This window comes from Bulleidia sp. HCP3S3_C9 (assembly GCF_052064035.1).
Classification (GTDB): Bacteria; Bacillota_I; Bacilli_A; order Erysipelotrichales; family Erysipelotrichaceae; genus Bulleidia.
The window spans coordinates 1-15,102 of record NZ_JBQHWJ010000006.1 but is presented as its reverse complement, the minus strand read 5'-3'; the positions used below and the strand labels follow the sequence as shown (position 1 = coordinate 15,102).

General features: G+C 35.6%; 13 protein-coding genes. All 13 read left to right on the top strand.

All coding sequences use genetic code 11. The annotated features are described in order from the left end of the window. Positions 1–2 precede the first annotated feature (2 nt). The 13 genes from lepA to murC all read left to right on the top strand — a co-directional run bounded on the left by lepA (position 3) and on the right by murC (position 14,953). Positions 3–1,811: a translation elongation factor 4 gene (gene lepA, locus ACTND6_RS02250; RefSeq protein WP_441021609.1), complete on the top strand. Its 1,809-nt coding sequence runs from the start codon at positions 3–5 to the stop codon at positions 1,809–1,811. After that, positions 1,795–2,889: a radical SAM family heme chaperone HemW gene (gene hemW, locus ACTND6_RS02245; RefSeq protein ID WP_441021607.1), complete on the top strand. Its 1,095-nt coding sequence runs from the start codon at positions 1,795–1,797 to the stop codon at positions 2,887–2,889. The genes lepA and hemW overlap by 17 nt, the downstream gene beginning before the upstream one ends. Before the next feature lie 8 nt (positions 2,890–2,897). After that, a complete protein-coding gene (locus tag ACTND6_RS02240) occupies positions 2,898–3,272 on the top strand; it encodes a DUF4190 domain-containing protein (RefSeq protein ID WP_178175769.1) in 375 nt (124 codons plus the stop codon). A gap of 116 nt (positions 3,273–3,388) precedes the next feature. Then, on the top strand, positions 3,389–3,655 hold the full coding sequence (gene rpsO / locus ACTND6_RS02235; RefSeq protein WP_178175768.1) for a 30S ribosomal protein S15: 267 nt from the start codon (positions 3,389–3,391) through the stop codon (positions 3,653–3,655). Positions 3,656–3,724: 69 nt separating this feature from the next. Continuing rightward, a complete protein-coding gene (locus tag ACTND6_RS02230) occupies positions 3,725–4,426 on the top strand; it encodes an ATP-binding cassette domain-containing protein (RefSeq protein WP_178175767.1) in 702 nt (233 codons plus the stop codon). Next, positions 4,420–7,731 (top strand): FtsX-like permease family protein, encoded by a 3,312-nt coding sequence (locus ACTND6_RS02225; protein WP_441021604.1) that lies wholly within the window; start codon positions 4,420–4,422, stop codon positions 7,729–7,731. The genes ACTND6_RS02230 and ACTND6_RS02225 overlap by 7 nt, the downstream gene beginning before the upstream one ends. Continuing rightward, positions 7,728–7,973, top strand: coding sequence for a GIY-YIG nuclease family protein (locus ACTND6_RS02220; protein WP_441021602.1), 246 nt, complete (start codon positions 7,728–7,730; stop codon positions 7,971–7,973). Before ACTND6_RS02225 ends, ACTND6_RS02220 begins: the two co-directional genes overlap by 4 nt. Positions 7,974–8,099: 126 nt before the next feature. After that, positions 8,100–10,328, top strand: a complete 2,229-nt coding sequence (pnp, locus tag ACTND6_RS02215; RefSeq protein WP_441021600.1) for a polyribonucleotide nucleotidyltransferase — start codon at positions 8,100–8,102, stop codon at positions 10,326–10,328. A gap of 44 nt (positions 10,329–10,372) precedes the next feature. Then, positions 10,373–11,314, top strand: coding sequence for a hypothetical protein (locus tag ACTND6_RS02210; protein WP_441021598.1), 942 nt, complete (start codon positions 10,373–10,375; stop codon positions 11,312–11,314). A 49-nt stretch (positions 11,315–11,363) separates the two neighbouring features. After that, positions 11,364–12,014, top strand: coding sequence for a tRNA (guanosine(46)-N7)-methyltransferase TrmB (trmB, locus tag ACTND6_RS02205; RefSeq protein ID WP_441021596.1), 651 nt, complete (start codon positions 11,364–11,366; stop codon positions 12,012–12,014). Between the two features lie 5 nt (positions 12,015–12,019). Further along, positions 12,020–12,733, top strand: coding sequence for a hypothetical protein (locus tag ACTND6_RS02200; RefSeq protein WP_441021594.1), 714 nt, complete (start codon positions 12,020–12,022; stop codon positions 12,731–12,733). A gap of 82 nt (positions 12,734–12,815) precedes the next feature. Next, a complete protein-coding gene (locus ACTND6_RS02195) occupies positions 12,816–13,646 on the top strand; it encodes a hypothetical protein (protein WP_441021592.1) in 831 nt (276 codons plus the stop codon). Continuing rightward, positions 13,646–14,953 (top strand): UDP-N-acetylmuramate--L-alanine ligase, encoded by a 1,308-nt coding sequence (gene murC, locus ACTND6_RS02190; protein ID WP_441021590.1) that lies wholly within the window; start codon positions 13,646–13,648, stop codon positions 14,951–14,953. Before ACTND6_RS02195 ends, murC begins: the two co-directional genes overlap by 1 nt. The last annotated feature ends 149 nt before the right edge of the window (positions 14,954–15,102 follow it).

Below are 15,102 nucleotides of genomic sequence, written 5' to 3'. Positions count from 1 at the left end.
AAATGGATCAAAAACACATTCGAAATTTTTGTATTATTGCCCATATTGATCATGGCAAATCAACACTTGCTGACCGTATTCTTGAAATGACGGATACTGTTCAACAGCGTGATATGAAATCACAGCTGCTTGATGATATGGATCTAGAAAGAGAAAGAGGAATTACAATCAAACTCAATGCGGTACAGCTTTCCTATACCGCAAAAAATGGAGAAGAATATCTCTTTAATCTGATTGATACACCAGGTCACGTAGACTTTTCCTATGAAGTATCCAGATCTCTTGCTGCATGTGAAGGTGCAATCTTAGTGGTAGATGCAACACAAGGCGTGCAGGCACAGACACTTGCAAATACATATCTTGCTTTAGATAATGATCTTGAAATTATTCCTGTTATCAATAAAGTAGACATGAATAATGCACAGCCTGAAGTCACAAAAGAAGAAATTGAAAATATCATCGGTTTAGACTGCAGTGATGCACCATTGATTTCCGCAAGAAGCGGTCTCAATGTAGATCAGGTACTGGAACAGATCGTAGAAAAGATTCCTTGTCCAAGTGGAGATAAAGATGCACCTTTACAGGCTCTTGTATTTGATTCCTTCTATGATCCATATCGTGGTGTTATTGCTTTGGTTAGAATTCGTGAAGGTGAATTAAAAGTGGGTGATAAGATCCGCTTTATGGAAACAGGAGCAGAATATGAAGTTCTAGAAGCTGGTATTCGAAATCCAAAAGAAGTCAAAGTCAATAAACTGATCAATGGCGACGTTGGATGGTTTGCCGCAAGTATGAAAGATATTCATGAAGTACTTGTTGGTGATACGGTTACAAATGCAGATCGTCCATGTGAAAAGCCATTGGAAGGATATCGCAAAATGAATCCGATGGTATATTGTGGATTGTATCCAAGTGATGCGGCGAAATATCAGGATCTGCACGATGCATTAGACAAGCTGCAGCTGAATGATGCTTCATTACAATATGAGCCAGAAACATCTCAGGCACTTGGATTTGGATTCAGATGTGGATTTTTAGGTCTTTTACATATGGATGTCATCCAGGAAAGACTAGAAAGAGAATACAATCTGGATTTGATTGCAACAGCGCCATCTGTTATTTATCATGTGTATCTTTCTGATGGAACAATGATTGAAATTGATAACCCGGCAAAAATGCCAGATGCTTCTTCGATTGATCATGTAGAGGAACCGTATGTCAAAGCATCCATCATGGTACCAGATCAATTCATTGGTGCTGTTATGGAACTATGCCAAGGAAAAAGAGGTATCTATCAGACAATGGAAGTGATTGATGCTGGAAGAAATACAATTATCTATGAAATGCCATTGTCAGAAATCATCTTTGATTTTTTTGATCGCTTGAAGTCAAGTTCTAAGGGATATGCTTCTTTGGATTATGAATTGATTGGCTATCGTAAGGATGATCTTGTGAGAATGGATATTCTTTTGAATGGGGAAGCTGTCGACGCATTGTCTGTGATTATTCACCGTTCTGAAAGTTATCGCAGAGGCAGTGAAATTACTTCAAAATTAAAGGATCTGATTCCTAAGCAGCAGTTTGAAATTCCAGTACAGGCTGCTTTAGGTGGGAAAATCATCGCACGTACAAATATTAAATCTTTACGTAAAAACGTTTTGGCAAAATGCTATGGTGGTGATATTTCTAGAAAGAAGAAATTGTTAGAGAAGCAGAAAGAAGGTAAGAAACGTATGAAGGCAGTTGGTTCTGTAGTCATTCCACAGGAAGCTTTCATGGCAGTTCTATCCATGGATGATGACAACAGCTGATTATTTATATGTTCATATTCCATTCTGTAAAACGATTTGTTACTATTGTGACTTTGTTCATCGTGTATATCAGGAAGATATCGTAGATGCGTATCTTTTTTCATTACAGAAAGAAATAGAAAGCAAAGAGATTTCTAGTTTAAAGACAATTTATATTGGTGGAGGTACGCCAACAAGTCTCAATGAAAGACAACTGGATAGATTACTATCACTTTTTGACAGCTATGTATCTGAAGTGAAAGAATATACGATTGAAATCAATCCAGAAACGTTAACAGAAGAAAAGATACAGATTTTGAAGAAGCATGGTGTAAATCGTGTTTCGATTGGATTGCAGACAACAGAAGACAAGCTTTTAAAGCTGATGAATCGACATCATACATTTTCATGTGTTCAGTCTGTTGTTTCTTTGTTAAAGCAATATGGAATTAAAAACATTTCATTAGACATCATGTATTCTTTGCCATTTCAAACAATGGAGTCTCTAAAGAAGAGTGTTAATGATGCATTGTCTTTGCATCCAACACATTTATCACTCTACTCTTTAACAATTGAAGAAAACACTGTCTTTGAAAGAAAAGGATATGATCATCTGGATGAAGATACAGAAGCTGATATGTATGAATGGATCGTACAGAAACTCAATGCTTCTTTCTATCATCAATATGAAGTATCAAATTTTGCATTGGAAGGATATGAATCACAACATAATCAGGCATATTGGAGATATGAAGATTTTTATGGATGTGGTGCTGGTGCAAGCGGGAAAGAAAATCATATCCGATATGAAAAAAGTAAAGATATCAGACAATATATACAAGATCCATTTCAACAGGAAGAAATTCTCTTAGATAAAAAAGATGAAATGTTTGAAAATATTATGATGTCTTTAAGAATGAAACAAGGAATGAACATTCATGCATTTGAAAAGACTTTCCAGACATCATTTATAGATGTTTATGGAGAAAAAATCAAACCTTTAATGCAGAAAAATCTTGTTGAAATAGAAAATGGATATTTTCGTTGCAGCGAACAAGGATTTGAAATTATGAATTCGATTCTTGTAGAGCTGATGTAGGAGAAATTATGGCAGGCGGATTAAAAAAATCAAATATTAAGAAAAAAAGTCAAAGAGCAGAGCTCATGGCTGAAGAAAAACGTATAGAACAAGAAAAAGAACAAGCCAAGAAAGATGCAGCAATCAGAAAGAAAAAGAATTACAACAAGAATGCAATTGATACAATGTTCCCATTGTATGGATTGATTGGTGCATTTTTATCAGTCTTGTTCAACCAGATTGGTATTTTTTCACTTGTTGCACTTGTGCTTGGATTTTTAGGCATGAAAAGAAATGCAGATAAAAAAGACAAGTTCTATTACATCGCAATTGCAGATATTGTTGTGGGATTGATTACTGCAGTATTATTTGTCTTATTTATTACAGGTGTAATTCATCAATAAATCTTGCACATCGACTGGATTAGTGATATAGTATCAAAGCTTTTAGGACTGGGAATACCGTTCCTCTGACGATATGCTCGGTGTAAAAGTTATAAGAAAGAAAGAGGAAAATAAAAATGTTATCAAACGAAAAGAAAGCTGAAATCGTAAAGAACTTTGGCCGTAAGGAAGGCGATACAGGTTCTACAGAAGTACAGGTTGCTTTATTAACAGAACAGATCAACGTTCTTACAGAGCACATGAAGGCTAACAAGAAGGACTATTCTTCTAACCGTGGTCTATTAAAGATGGTTGGACGTAGAAGAAGTCTATTAGCTCACTTAAAGAGCAAGGATGTTAACCGTTACAGAGATCTTGTTCAGAAGTTAGGCTTAAGAAAGTAATACATTTCAAGCAAAATGACACTAGCATAAAGCTAGTGTTTTTTTTATAATACATGTAAGGTAAAAAAGATGAGTTATATTGAATTTCGTGATGTAAAAAAGACATATCATGTCGGTGAAGTAGACATTCATGCATTGGCAGGTGCTTCTTTTCAAGTAGAAAAAGGAGAATTTATTGTCGTTGCGGGTGCTTCTGGTGCTGGAAAAAGTACAATATTAAATATTCTTGGTGGTATGGATACATGTACAAGTGGTGAAATTCTAGTAGATGGGAAAAGAATTGACTCTTTGAACGAGAGACAGCTGACGGATTATCGTCGATTTGATATTGGATTTGTGTTCCAGTTCTATAATCTGGTACAGAATTTAACTGCGTTAGAAAACGTTGAACTGGCAACAGAAATATGCAAGAACCCACTGGATCCAGATGAAATTCTGGATAAAGTTGGACTGCAGGATCGTAAAAACAACTTTCCTTCACAGTTATCTGGCGGTGAACAGCAAAGAGTAGCAATTGCACGTGCACTGGCAAAAAATCCAAAGCTTTTATTGTGCGATGAACCAACAGGTGCCTTGGATTATGTGACTGGCAAACAGATTTTAAAGCTTTTGCAGGAAACTTGTCGAAAGCAGAATATGACAGTGATTGTGATTACACACAATCTTGCGATTACTCCTATGGGAGATCGTGTGCTTAGAGTTAAGAATGGATTGATTGTATCTGATACAGTCAATGAACATCCACAGGATATTGAAACAATCGAATGGTAAAAATATACGAAACGCAAAAAAAGGATATCGTTAGACTGATCCAGAATACGAAAGGAAGATTCTTTTCGCTTGTGGCAATTATCATTATTGGTGTTGCCTTTTTCGTCGGTGTATCAGGCAGTTCATATATCATGGGAAAAAATGTAGATGCCTATGCAGATGATACAAATTTGAAAGATATTACAATTTATTCAAATTATGGATTTGATGATGAAGATGTAGATGCGATATCACAAATGAGTAAAGTTGATAAAGCAGAAGGCAGTAAGTTTGTTGATGTACTGGCAAGCAACTCTCGTATGTCAAAAGTTACAAGAGTGCATTCCTATGATGCTAATAATGAAATCAATCAATTTGTATTAAAAGAAGGACGTCTTCCGCAAAATGAAAATGAAGTTGTATGTGAAAGTGGAACAGAGATGACGGATCTTTTTGCGGTTGGAGATGAAATTACGCTATCTCGCCCTGAACATGACTTATCCGATTTTTTGAGCGTTGAAAAAGTAAAAGTTGTTGGTCTAATTGATACACCTTTATATATCAATGAAACAAAAGAAACTTCTACATTATCGAATCAATATATTGCGACATATATGTATATTCCTTCTGATGCTTTTTCTATGGATTATTTCACAGAAATCAATGTATTAACCAAACAAGGAAAGAGCTTATATGCTTTTTCTGATGCATATAAAGAATATTGTGCAGAAGTAAAAGAAAATATCCAGGATCTAGGGATTGTTCAAAGCAAACATAGAAGAGATACGATCATTGAACAGGCAAAAGAAAAATACCAGGAAGGCTATGAAGAATATAGAGATGCATTAAGAGAATTCAATGATGGCATCAAAGATGGAGAGAAACAATTAGAAGATGCGGAAGACGAACTGACAAGTGGAAAAGAACAGATTGCTTCAGGAAAACAGACGCTGATAGATTCTCAAAATACATTAAATGAACAAATCAGTTTGAATCAGGCAACACTTGATGAAAAACAAAACGAATTAAACCAGGCAAAAGCAAAACTGGAAGATGGTAAGAAACAGTTAGATGAACATGCAGATGAAATCAGTCAGGCAAAAAATCTTGTGAATACTTATGATACGTTAGGTTCTATCAAATCTCGTCTTCCAGAAGAAGATAAGGATCTCAGTGATGATCCACAATATCAGGAATTATTAGAACAGTTAAAGAAATTCAGTGCATTTCTTCCACCAGACAGCAATTTAAATGATGGAAAGATTCTTGTTTCTACTGTTGCATCTATCATTGATAAAGCACAGGCAAAAATCATTGAAGAAGCTGGCATGTCAATCGATGAAATACGTGCAAAGATCAAAGAATATGATGATGGCTTAGCACAATATGAACAAGGCATGACACAAGTTATTTCTGGACAGTCTCAACTGGATGCTGCTTATCAGCAGTTAGAAGCAACACGTTCTTCTTCCCAGTCACAGATTGATTCTGGATGGGCAGAAATCAAAAACAATACATCTAAGATCAACGAGGGAGAAACTTCTTTAGAAGAAGGAAAACAGACACTGGAAGAACAAAGACAAACTGGTCAGCAAAAGTTAAATGAAGCAAAAGAAAAACTTGATAAGGCAAAACAGGATATTGAAGATCTAGAAAAGGCAAAATGGACAGTTTTAGATCGTACACAGCATTATGGTATGGAAACATATTCTGGAACTGTAGATCAGATGGCCGCAATTGGTAATATTTTCCCTGTCTTCTTTTTCCTTGTTTCTGCTTTAGTTTGTCTTACAACAATGACGCGAATGATTGATGAAGAAAGAGGACAGATTGGAATATTAAGAGCGCTTGGCTATACACAGTTTCAATGTGCATTTAAATATTTATTCTATGCATTCAGTGCAACTTTGATTGGGTGCATGATTGGTTCTATCATCGGAACATTAACATTTCCAAAAATCATCTATGAATCCTGGAAAATGCTTTATATCGAACCAGATATGCATTTATATATTCCTTTCCGTTTGATTATCATCGCAACGATTTCATTTCTTATTGTCATGTGTTTTACAACATACTATGTATGTCATCAATCCATGAAAGAAGTACCATCACAATTGTTGCGGCCAGCTTCTCCAAAGCTAGGAAAATCAACATTCATTGAACATATTGGTTTTATCTGGAATCATTTATCGTTTACATGGAAAGTGACTGTTCGAAATTTATTACGCTATAAGCGTCGTTTGATTATGACGGTTATTGGTGTTGGTGGATGTTCTGCTTTAATGGTGATTGGATTTGGAATTCGAGATTCCATCAATCAGATGGTAAAACTTCAGTTTACAGATATCACTCACTATGATGGTTCTGCTAAAATCAATGCGGAAACATCAAGTGAAGACAAAAAAGCACTTATTGAAAAAGTGAATGCTGATAAAGAAGCAGCAAGCAATCTGACAGCAGCATCTTATACAGGTATTGTTACATTTAATGATGAAGATGAAACGGTACTGACACAGGTATTTGAAAACAATGCAGAAATTGAACAGCTGTATACGATACGTACAAGAAAAGGACATCAACCAATTCCATTAACAGATGAAGGTATTATCATCTCTGAAAAGCTGTCTGAAGATCTAAATATTCACACTGGTGATACGGTTACAATTGAAAGTAAAAAGGGTGTCAGAAAGAAAGTACAGGTCAGTGGAATCTGTGAAATGTATATTCAGCATTATGCATTTATTTCTAAACCATTGTATGAAAAACTGTTTGATACAACATTAGAAGATGATACGATGTTTATCACATGTTCAACAGATGATTCTACACATCTGCAGAAGATGCTTGCAAATGATTCCCATATTGATTCCATCAGTTTCTATGATGTCACTTTAGAAAACTTTAATCAGATGGTCAGCACATTGAATTATATTATTATTGTATTGATTGTTTCTTCTATGGCATTGGCATTTGTTGTACTAGGCAACCTGATGAATATCAATATTTCTGAAAGACAAAGAGAAATCGCAACACTAAAGGTTCTGGGTTTTAGAAAGAAAGAAGTGCAGTCATATGTCTATAAAGAAAATAATGTACTGACATTGCTTGGAGCTGTTGCAGGATTGCCTCTTGGTATTGCAATTCATCATTGGATCATGCGTGAATTGCAATTCTCGTATGTGATGTATGGCGTAGATGTTATGCCGCTCAGTTTATTCTTGTCTGTCATATTGACGGCAGCCTTTGGAATTTTTGTGAATCTTCTGATGCGTAAGAAACTTTCCGCAATTGCAATGGTAGAAAGCTTGAAATCTGTTGAATGAATTATGTATATATACTGGAATGTGAAGATGGTTCCTATTACACTGGCTGGACAAATGATCTTAATAGACGCTTTGCAATGCATTGTAAAGGAAAAGGTGCAAAATATACGAGAACGCATCATCCGCTTCGAATTGCATATTTTGAAGAATTTGAAGATCGTATTCAGGCAATGAAAAGAGAATATGAAATCAAACAGTTTTCACATCTTCAAAAAGAAAATCTAATCAAAGGAAACAAGTGATGAATCACGATTCATCGCTTGTTTTTTAAGCGTAAATATTCATAGTTTTATATAGTTATCTGTGATATAATTGCTAACGTTACGTGATTAAAAAAGTCGAATAGTGAAAAGGAAAAGAAAAGAAAAATGGAAAAGTTTAAGAAAAGCTGGGAATTTCACGGAAGAACATTAACAGTTGAAAATGGTGAAATTGCCAAACAGGCAGGAGGAAGTGTTGTTGTCAGATACGATGATACAGTTGTATTATCTGTAGCTACTGCAAGTAATCAGGCAAAGGATACAGATTTCTTCCCATTAACAGTTTTGTACAATGAAAAAATGTACGCTGCAGGAAAGATTCCTGGAGGATTTTTAAGAAGAGAAGGTAGACCAACAGAGCATGCTACTTTAACTGCTCGTTTGATTGATAGACCAATTCGTCCTTTATTTGCAGAAGGTTTCCGTAATGAAGTACAGGTTGTAAATACAGTCATGTCTTGTGATCCAGATGCAAGCAGTGAAATGACTGCTTTATTTGGGTCTTCATTAGCACTTTGTGTATCTAACATTCCATTCAACGGTCCAGTTGCTGGTGTTGTTGTTGCGAAAGTTGATGATGAATATGTGATCAACCCATCTGTTGAACAGGCTGAAAGAGCAGTATTGTCTTTGACAGTTGCTGGTACAAAGCAGGCAATTAACATGGTTGAAGCTGGTGCAAAAGAAGTCAGTGAAGATGAAATGTTAACTGCTTTACAGATTGGACATGATGCAATCAAGGAATTATGTGCCATTGAAGAAGAAGTCATTGCTGAATGTGCGAAGGAAAAGATGGAAGTTGTTCTTTATGAAATTGATCCATCTATCAAGGCATATGTTGATGAACATGCTGCTGATGAAATTCGTAAGGCTGTTTCTATTAAGGGTAAGCTTGAAAGCTATGGCCGTATCGAAGAATTAAAGAACCAGATGGTTGAAGAAATCGGTGCAATGGAATATGAAGATGAAGCTGCACAGATCAAAGCACAGAAGCAGGCTGCTGAATATTGTGTAGAAGTTGAAGCTGCTGAAATCAGAAGATTGATTTCTGAAGATAAGGTTAGACCAGATGGCCGTAAGCTTGATGAATTACGTCCATTAAACTCACAGGTTGATTTATTGCCACGTGTACATGGTTCTGCTATGTTCACTCGTGGAGAAACACAGGTTATTTCTGTTACAACATTAGGTCCTCTGTCTGATGCACAGTTAGTTGAAGATCTTACAACAGTGACAGAAAAGAGATTCATGCATCAATATAACTTCCCACCATTCTCTGTTGGTGAAGTTGGCAGAATGGGTACACCAGGTCGTAGAGAAATTGGACATGGTGCATTAGGCGAAAGAGCACTTCTTCAGGTATTGCCATCAGTAGAAGAATTCCCATATACAATCCGTACAGTCGCTGAAGTATGTGAATCTAACGGTTCTTCTTCTCAGGCATCTATCTGTGCTGGAACAATGTCATTAATGGCAGCAGGTGTTCCAATCAAGAGAATGGTTGCTGGTGTTGCAATGGGATTGATTACTGTTGGTGATACATATTCTATCTTGACAGATATTCAGGGTGCAGAAGACCACTATGGCGATATGGACTTTAAGGTAGCTGGTACACGTGAAGGTATCACAGCTTTACAGATGGATATCAAGGTTACAGGTATTTCTATGGATATCTTAAGAGAAGCTCTTGCGCAGGCACATAAGGGCAGAATGCAGATCTTAGATAACATGGAAGCTACAATCAGTGAACCACGTAAGGAATTATCTAAGTGGGCTCCAAAATTCTCTACATTTACAATTCCAACAGACAAGATCAGAATTGTCATTGGTAAGGGTGGAGAAACAATTGATAAGATCATTGCTGAATGCGATAACGTTAAGATCGATATTGATGATAATGGAAAGGTAGTTCTCTATCATACAAGCCAGGAAGTTCTTGATAAGACAAGACAGATGATTGAAGACCTCATTCGTGAAGCCAAGGTTGGCGAAGAATATGATGCAGTTGTATCTGAAGTACGTGATTCATTTGCATTCGTTACATTATTTGGTTCCACAGATGGACTTCTGCATGTATCTCAGCTGAAGTGGGAAAGAGTAGATGATATCAAGAAAGAATTGCATGTTGGTGATACAGTTCATGTAAAGGTCATCAATATTGATGAAAGTGGAAAGATCAAGGTATCTGCAAAGGAATGTCTTGAAAAGCCAGAAGGTTATGTAGAACCACAAAAACCTTCTCGTCCACACAAAGGTGAAAGAAGAAGTTTCAAACCTCAGAATGAAGCAAACGTTGAAAAGCGTGTATTCAAGAAGAAGGAAGAAACTGCAGAATAATTGACAGGCCTCGTTTGAGGCCTTTCTTTGATTAAGGAGGGAATATGAAAAAAGGAATACTGGTATTGGTTTTGGGTTTGTTATTGTCTTCTTGTCAAAGTAAAGTGATTCGCTATACAAGTGCTGATGTTTCTGACTACAACCTGCAGACAACAAAGTCTTCAAAGGCAAAAATGATCAGCGTGAAAAAAGTAAATAAAGATACGGTATGGACATTTCAGGAATCTTTTGATCGCGGATTACAGTGGCAGACAATTGATCATCATACAATGGATTCTGCTTCGTTTTATGAAACAAATGTACTGATGAATAATTATCAGACAATTGTGATGGATCACTATCTATCTTCTTATGAGGATTTATGTAAGTTTTTTAACATATCCTATCGTTTTCTAGATGGATACAAGTCAGAAATCATTTTCTTGAAGGAATTTAAAAATCGTGATGAATTGAAAGAGGCATATGCATTATTAATGGAATTTCAAAGTGGTGTTATTGAAGAAAATGCACAATACTCTGATAAAACATTAAATTATCCATTGCATGTTAAATTTACAAATGGAAAAGAAGTAATTTCAATTTCTAATTTAAAAAATTTTGAAGAAATTGATACACCACATTTATTAAATAGTGTGATTTATCAAAACTATGATGCACTTGTAGATTATTCCAAACAGGAGATTGCTTCCTGCAGGCAAGATCTAGATCAAATTTATATTCGGGCGAATGATGAAGATTCATGGACTGCTTTAGATGTTTATACATACCAGAAACAGTATCAGATTGCTTCAACAGTTTTATATGACATTCTACAAGAAAAAAAATTGGAAGATATTACACTGGAAGGTACAAGAGACAGTTACACAGTTTCTAGAAAAGATATAGAATATGGTCATTTTGAACATCGCATGATTCCATTCTATACTGCACAGAAAATAACAGATATGCAATTTTCTACGAATGTGAATGAAACGGCTATGGATTGAGTATCTTATCGTTTCCATGGTAAAATAACGATGATTTGAGGTATTACATATGAGAATGAGAAAAAAGAAATGGGCAGAAGGATGGATGGAAGAACATTCTGACTATATTACAAGTACGCCGCAAGACTATAAAGGACAATGGAAGAAGATGTTGAATAAAGATATTCTTCATGTTGAAATTGGCATGGGCAAAGGGGATTATCTTCGTCAGATGTCTAAGATGTATCCAGAAGCTGCATGGGTAGGTATTGAAAGAGATCCAAGTGCAGCAGCGGTTGCCGCAAGAAAAGCAGTGGAAGGAAATTATGATTTGTCTAACAATCATATGATCTGTGGAAATGCTGAATTTATGCTGGACTGGTTTGAAGAAAATGAAATTGATGTCATTCATTTGAATTTTTCTGATCCATGGCCAAAGAAGCATTGTCATAAAAGAAGACTTTCTTCTGAAAAATTTTTAAATATTTATAAGACACTTTTGAATGAAAATGGGAAGATATTAATGAAGACAGATAATAAAGATCTGTTTGAAGACAGTGTTCTATATTTCTTGCAGAATGGATTTACGTTGACAGATTTCTCTGTTGATTTTAGAAGAGAAGAACATTCTGAAGATGCAATTACTGAATATGAAAGCAAGTTTTTGGAACAGGGTATGCCGATCTATCGATTGTGTGCTGTTGTTGATCATAAAGAGTGAATATCATGAAAAAAGTTATTTGTATATTGATCTTAGCGATGAGCTTATGTGGATGTACTGTAAAAAAGAACATTCATATGCAAGATGAAATTGATACTGTCTTGCAGCAGGTATTATCTGCGAAGATCTTTGATTCAAATATGAATAAACCATTGTATTCCTATTATCTTGCACCATCGATTGGCAGACACACATCTACTTCAATTTCTACAGTGCTCAATGATCATGGAAAACGGTTTGTGATGAATTTAAATGTTGCTTCCATCACTCAGAAAGATGATGCGACGTCTAATACAGCGCTTGTCAGCTTTCTTGATCCTGTTGTTCATAGTGAAGGTGAATATGTAGACAGTGAAGAAGCAACACATCGCTATGTTGTAAACATCTATGAAAAGAATGGATGGTATATGACGGAATTTACAAGTGATACGGTAATCTTTTATGCAGTAGAGGATGCATTAAGTTCTGTTGAAATTGTAAAAGATATGATGCAGATTGCTAGAAGTGTCAAAGTCGATGATGCGAAAGTCATTGATGCTTATGCAAATAGAAATACAGTAAATTATAAATCTGAAAAAATTGAGTTATTTAAACAGGTTGTTCCTGAAAGTGGAAGAATTGAAGAACTGTTTGAAGAACCATCCAGTAAAGAAGATACATCTCAGAGAAATGAAGATGGACCAAAACAGTTCACAAATTCTGAGGATGTTTCAGAATAAGGCTTAAAAATCATATATTTTGTGATAAAATTATTCATGGATTATTGTCACAAAACGAATATGACGGGAAAGGAGATCCATAATGTTAAAGAAATTACAGAATCTTTTATTCGAAGAAGATGATGATATGGAAGACGAAGAGGAAGAAATTGAAGAAAAACCTAAACGTGTCAAGAAAGAACACCATGTTGTTCCAGAACAACAGCCACTTGCAGAACCTGTTGCTCCAGCACCTGTTCAACCTGCTCCTGTCGTCAGGAATGAACAGCCATCTTTCAATAATATTGATGTAAATCAGCCAGTTGCTGAAAAACCGGTAGAACCTTCTTTTGATTCTTTATTTCAGGTAGAACAGAAAGAAGAGCCAAAGCCAGCTAAAAAGCTTGGCATTACATTGACAGAAGAAAAAGTGGAAGAAAAGCCAGTTGTGAAGCCAGCATCAAAACCAGTTGCTAAACCAGTTACAAATAGCAAGCCAAAGCAAAAGCCAACAGTAACAGGATATCAGTTTAAACCAGTTATCTCACCAATTTTCGGTGTTGATGAAAAGGATTTAAACGCTGTCAAGAATACTGCTCGCAAGTACAGTGCAACAGAAAAAATCAAGAATGATTCTAATATCACTCCAATTATTTCTCCAATGTATGGTGCAGATTCAGAAGACGCACCAAGCATGATTGCAGATACTGTTGAAAAGAGTGAAGTATTAGAAAAGACAGTTGGCAATGCAAAGAATTATAAAGCTGAAGATGATATTCCTGAATTCTCATTAGATGATATTCTATTAGCTAGTGATAATGAATTTAAAGAAGATATTCATCCAGAAGCACCTGCACCAAAAAAACAGCCAGTAAATGATCAGACAATGGTTTTAGACAAGACATTGTTCCCAGATGATGAAGGTCTAGACTAATGAATTATTATTTTATTGGTATCAAAGGAACAGGTATGTCTTCCTTGGCATGCATGTTAAAAGATCTTGGAAATGAAGTCAGTGGATCTGATCTTTCAAAGCATTTCTTTACAGAACAAGGATTGATTGAGAGAAATATTCCAATCTATGACTTTGATCCTGCAAATATCAAAGATGGTATGCATGTCATTATTGGCAATGCATTTCTAGAGGATTTTCCTGAAGTTATCGCCGCAAGAAACAATCCAACTTGTATCTGCGCTAGATATCATGAATTCTTAGGTGATTTCTTGAAGAACTATCATTTGATTTCTATTGCTGGCTCACATGGAAAAACAACTACAACAGGTATGTTATCTACTGTAATGGGACAGTATAAGAAAACAGGATACCTCATTGGAGATGGCACAGGACATCTTGAAAAGGATACAGAATATTTCTGTCTGGAATCTGATGAATTCCGCAGACACTTCTTAGCATATCATCCTGAATATGCTATTGTAACAAACGTAGAAATCGATCATGTTGATTATTTCAAGGATGAAGCGGATTATAGAAGTTCCTATGAAGAATTTGCAAAGAACGTTACAAAAGCAATGATCATCTATGGTGAAGATGAACAGGCAAGAATGCTGCAGCTGGATGGTACAAAAGTATACTGGTATGGTCTAGAAGATACAGATGATATTCAGGCTGTCAATGTTGATGAAAGAAGTGATGGCATGGACTTTGATGTAATATTTGAAGGAAAACCATTTGGTCATTTCTCTACACCACTTGTTGGACATCACCTGTTATTGAATTCTTTAGCTGTCATTGGTGTTTCTATTCTAGAAGGAATTCCAAAAGACTTGATTGAAGAAGGCCTGTCTCATTTCAAAGGTGTCAAGAGAAGATTTGTTGTAGAAAAACATGAAGATAATATCTTTATTGATGACTATGCACATCATCCAACAGAAGTTGGCGTAACAATTGATACTGCGAGAAAAAGATTCCCTGACAAAAAACTTGTAGCGGTATTTAAACCACATCGTGCTTCTCGTGTAAAGTATTTTGCGGAAGACTTTAAGAAACAGTTGATGAAAGCTGATGCTGTTTATCTTTGTGATTTCACAAGTATTGATGACAAGCAGGATGGAACAGATATTGATATCACATATCTGCAGAAGATGATTCCAGATTCTAAGGTCATTACAGAAGATGAGAAAGGTGCAGAACTGCTCGCAAAAGAAAGACCAGCATGTTTCTTGTTTATGTCAAGTAAAGATATTTACGGATTGGCAAATCTTTTAAAGAAAATTCAATAAAATCAAGACTCATATAGTTTTCTATATGAGTTTTATTTACATAATTAACCATCAGATTCACTATTGAGCAAAAATAGGAAAAGCAGCATTCAAAGCATTCGTAATCTGTCTGCGGGTCATTGGATGAGATTTAAAAATATATTTGGCTA